This window comes from Halopseudomonas pelagia CL-AP6 (assembly GCF_000410875.1).
GTDB lineage: Bacteria > Pseudomonadota > Gammaproteobacteria > Pseudomonadales > Pseudomonadaceae > Halopseudomonas > Halopseudomonas pelagia.
Map to the genome: position 1 here is coordinate 1 of NZ_AROI01000049.1, position 4,868 is coordinate 4,868.

The window sequence follows — 4,868 nt, forward strand, 5'->3', positions numbered from 1 at the left end:
TTCAGACGTGTGCTCTTCCGATCTATAAAAAAACCCGGAACATGTCCGGGTTTTTTTATGACTTGCCAGCTTAGTCCGCGCGCAAGGTCTTCTGCTCGTAAATCAAATCCACAATCCCATTGCTCGGCTGATAGCCCTGCACCACATGCAGCAAGGTCGAGCGCACCTGCTCGTAATCATCATCACGCACCGCTTGGCGAAGCTTGTCGAGGATCGGGCGCAGCTCCACCCAGGGGATAAACACTTCGTTGGCGCGATGGATTTTTTCATGTGCGGTCTGTTCAGGGTTGTCGCCGATCAGCAGCTCTTCATACAGCTTCTCGCCTGGCCGCAAGCCACTGAAGGTAATGCCGATATCGCCATTGATGTTCTTCTCATCACGCACCGTCAGGCCCGACAGCTGAATCATCTTGCGTGCCAGATTGACGATGGTCACCGGCTCGCCCATATCCAGCACAAACACATCGCCGCCCTCGCCCATTGCGCCGGCCTGAATCACCAACTGCGCCGCTTCGGGAATGGTCATAAAGTAGCGGGTGATATCCGGGTGGGTCACGGTGATCGGGCCACCGCGGCGGATCTGTTCACGGAATAGCGGTATAACCGAGCCAGATGACCCCAGCACATTACCAAACCGCACCATAGTAAAACGTGTGCGGTTTACCTGGTTGACCCGCGGCTCCTCGCCCCACAACACCGGCGCCTGTTCGTCGCTCAGCGCCTGCAATACCAGCTCCGCCATACGTTTGGTCGAGCCCATCACATTAGTCGGGCGCACGGCCTTGTCGGTCGAGATGAGTACAAAGTTCTCCACCTGGCATTTGATCGCCGCCTGCGCGGTATTCAGCGTGCCGAACAGATTATTCATAATGCCTTCAGCCACATTGTGCTCAACCATAGGCACATGCTTGTAAGCCGCCGCATGATAAATGGTGTTGATCTTCCAGGCGTTGATCACATCCTGCAGCCGACGATAGTTACGAATAGACCCCAGAATCGGAATCAGCACGATCTTGAGACGCCGCGCACGCAGGTAACCTGTCAGTTCGGAATGGATTTCATACAGGGCGAATTCGCTGTGCTCAAACAGCACCAGCGTGCTTGGGTTGGAGAGCACGATCTGCCGGCACAACTCGCTGCCGATCGAGCCGCCCGCCCCGGTCACCATCACCGCCTTGTTCTTGATGCAGCGCTCAAACAGTGATTGATCCGGCGGCACCGCATCACGACCCAGCAAGTCGGCAATATCCACTTCCTGCAGATCATCCACCTTGACCTTGCCACTGGCCAGATCCATCAGCCCGGGAATGGTACGCACGTGTAACGCATAACTCTGCAAGGTCCTGAGCACTTCCTGACGGCGCGAGCGGGTCGCCGAGGGAATAGCCATAAACAGCTCTTTCGCCCCGGTCTTACTCATCATCTGCCCAACCTGATCCGGCGAATACACCGGCAAACCGGCGATCGTACGGCCAATCACGCTTTCGTCATCATCCACAAAAGCCACCGGCCGATACAGCTCGCCGACCCGCAGCGAAGCCAACAGCTGGTTACCCGCCGCGCCAGCACCGTAAATAGCCACCGGCTTACCGCCGGCCAGTTCATCTTTCTGCGGCTTGTTGGAGTTGGACGCAAACCAATCGCCCATAAAATACTGTCGGGCCACCAAACGCAGCCCACCCACCAACATCAGGCACAGGCTCCAATAAGAAAAGAACACCGAGCGCGGAAACATCACCTCAAACCCGGAGTCCCGCAGCACCATCAACACCAGCGTAAACGCCAGAAAACCCAGGGTGACCGACTTGAAGATCACGATCAGCGCATCATTGCCCAGGTGGCGCATCACCGCACGGTACATACCCAGCTTGATGTAGATAGGAATGGCCACCGCAGGCGCGAGCAAAAACAGCCAGATCTGGTTACCTTCAGGCAACACCCAGCCTGTTTGGCTCAGGCGCAGAAACAACGCGGCCCACATAGCCACAGAGAGCAACACAAAATCCGCCGCGATCTGAATAAAGCGTTTGCGGCTATAACTCAAATTAATTAATCGATCCTTGAACACTTCAAGCTCCTAGTTTTATATCAGTATGCCACTACAGCTAACATCCATCGCCCACACCGGTATTGGCTGGTCAGTAACCGTCCGGGTTTTCTGACTGCCAACGCCATGCATCCGCGCACATTGCTTGGACGTCCAATTCGGCGCGCCAGTTCAACTCTTTTGCAGCTAACTGCGGGTCGGCATAACAGCTGGCCACATCGCCTGGGCGCCGCTCGGCCAACTGATAGGGCAGCGACTTGCCGCACGCCTGCTCGAAAGCCTTGAGCATATCCAGTACCGAATAGCCCTGGCCGGTGCCCAGATTGAACGCCTTGATTCCCCGCCGATGCTCCAGCCACAGCAGCGCCTGCACATGCCCTGCCGCCAGATCCATCACATGAATATAATCGCGCACACCGGTACCATCCGGCGTCGGGTAATCCCCACCAAACACCGTCAAATGCGCCCGCCGCCCCACCGCCACCTGGGCGATATAGGGCATCAGGTTATTCGGAATGCCGGCCGGATCCTCGCCAATCAGCCCACTGGGGTGCGCGCCCACCGGGTTGAAATAGCGCAGCAGCGCAATATTCCACTCAGGATCAGCCCGGTACAGGTCCGCCAGCAGCTCCTCAATCATCAACTTGGAACGGCCGTAGGGATTGATCGCGCTGGTCGGAAAATCTTCACCAATCGGCAGGCTGGCCGGGTCACCGTAAACCGTCGCCGACGAGCTGAATACCAGGTTCTTGACGCCCGCACGCTGCATCGCGTCACACAGCACCAGAGTGCCGCTAACGTTATTGTGGTAATAGCGCAGCGGCTGCTGCACCGACTCACCAACCGACTTCAACCCGGCGAAATGGATAACCACATCAATCGCATGCTGGGCAAAAATCTCATCCAGCAAGGCAGCGTCGTTAATATCGCCTTCGATAAAGGGTATTGAGTGGCCAGTGATGGACTCGGCACGCTTGAGAGACTCAGGGGAGCTATTGCTGAAGTTATCCAGCACCAACACATCAAAGCCGGATTCGATCAGTTTGATGCACGTATGCGTACCAATAAACCCAGCCCCACCGGTGACCAGTATAGTTTTACTCATGCAATGCTGATCTCCATTGAATTCGAACGCGATTTTACCACCTTTTTGACCTTGACCTTCGCCATCACAACCCGCCAATCACCTCAACCAGCCGCGCCGTCTCGCGCTCCATCAAAGCCTGGTCGCCGCGGCTTTCCACGTTCAAACGAATCACCGGCTCGGTATTCGACGCGCGCAGGTTAAACCGCCAGTCAGCAAAACAAATACTCACCCCATCGGTATGATCCACCTCCAACGCATCCGGCGCATACTTGGCTTCGATGGCCTTGAGCACCGCCGGGGCGTCGGAGACGGTCAGGTTGATCTCGCCAGACGACGGAAACGCCGCAATCCGCTCATCCACCAACTCAGACATAGGCTTACCCTTCACACACAACAACTCCGCAACCAACAACCAGGGAATCATGCCGCTGTCGCAGTAAGCGAAGTCGCGGAAGTAGTGGTGGGCGCTCATCTCGCCGCCATATACCGCATCCTCTTCGCGCATCCGCTCCTTAATGAACGCATGCCCGGCCTTGGTCTGCACCGCCACGCCACCGCCAGCCTCCACCTGCTCCACCGTATTCCAGACCAGACGTGGGTCATGGATGATGCGCGCGCCCGGCTCCTTCTGCAGAAAGGCCTCGGCCAGCAGCCCAACAATGTAATACCCCTCAATAAAACGGCCCTGCTCATCAAACAGAAAACAGCGATCAAAATCGCCATCCCAGGCAATCCCCATATCCGCCTTGTGTTCCAGCACCGCATCACGGGTCAGGCCACGGTTTTCGGTGAGGATCGGGTTAGGAATGCCATTCGGGAAGCTGCCATCAGGTTCGTGGCAGATCTTCACCAGCTCAACCGGCATAGCCAACCGCTTGAACGCCGCCTCCAGCGCATCAATCGCCGGGCCGGCAGTGCCGTTACCCGCATTCACCACCAACTTCAGCGGCGTGAAGTTGCCTGGCTCGATATAACCGAGCAAATGCTGAATGTAGGCTTCGCGGGTATCCACCAGCTCATAGGTGCCGCGCTCGTCTTCAGGTACCGTCGGATCACGACCGTCCACCAGCTCATACACATTGGCCTCAGCCAATTCCCGAATCTGCACCAAACCGGTGTCGGCAGAGATCGGCCGTGAGCCTTCACGCACCAGTTTCAGGCCGTTGTAGTCGATGGGGTTGTGCGAAGCGGTCACTTCAATCCCGCCCTCTACACCCAGGTGAAAGGTAGCGAAGTACACCTCTTCGGTGCCAGCTAGCCCCAGGTCCAACACATTAACGCCCTCATCACGCAGGCCGTTGGCCAAGGCCGCTTTTAGCGCCGCGGAAGTAACCCGCACATCACCGCCGAGCACGATGCGGTCCGGCTTCAGCCACTGGGCAAAAGCCCGGGCGATGCGATAGGCGATCTCTTCATTAAGCTGCGTGCCGAGCTGGCCACGGATGTCGTAGGCTTTGAAACAGGTAATCTCAGACATAGTGTTCCCCAGATAAATGAATGCGTGCGCTAAGAATACAGCCCCCAAAGGTCAAAATGGATTCCCCCACAGCCAACACCCCGTCATCCTCGCGAACACGGCGATCCGCACACACCGGTCATCCTCGCGAACGCGGAGATCCACCCCACCCCATCATCCTCGCGAACGCGGGGGATCCACCCCACCCCGTCATCCTCGCGAACGCGGGGATCCATCCCACCCCGTCATCCTCGCGAACGCGCACTACTGTCCGGAAT

General features: G+C 57.3%; 3 protein-coding genes. All 3 read right to left on the reverse strand.

What is annotated here, in order from left to right:
* Positions 1–70: 70 nt before the first annotated feature.
* The 3 genes from K787_RS0120940 to K787_RS0120950 all read right to left on the reverse strand — a co-directional run bounded on the left by K787_RS0120940 (position 71) and on the right by K787_RS0120950 (position 4,611).
* Positions 71–2,068 (reverse strand): polysaccharide biosynthesis protein, encoded by a 1,998-nt coding sequence (locus K787_RS0120940; protein WP_022964748.1) that lies wholly within the window; start codon positions 2,066–2,068, stop codon positions 71–73.
* Positions 2,069–2,138: 70 nt separating this feature from the next.
* Complete coding sequence (gene galE / locus K787_RS0120945) at positions 2,139–3,152, reverse strand: UDP-glucose 4-epimerase GalE (RefSeq protein ID WP_028615172.1); 1,014 nt, start codon at positions 3,150–3,152, stop codon at positions 2,139–2,141.
* A 64-nt stretch (positions 3,153–3,216) separates the two neighbouring features.
* Positions 3,217–4,611 (reverse strand): phosphohexomutase domain-containing protein, encoded by a 1,395-nt coding sequence (locus K787_RS0120950; protein ID WP_022964750.1) that lies wholly within the window; start codon positions 4,609–4,611, stop codon positions 3,217–3,219.
* Between the last annotated feature and the right edge of the window lie 257 nt (positions 4,612–4,868).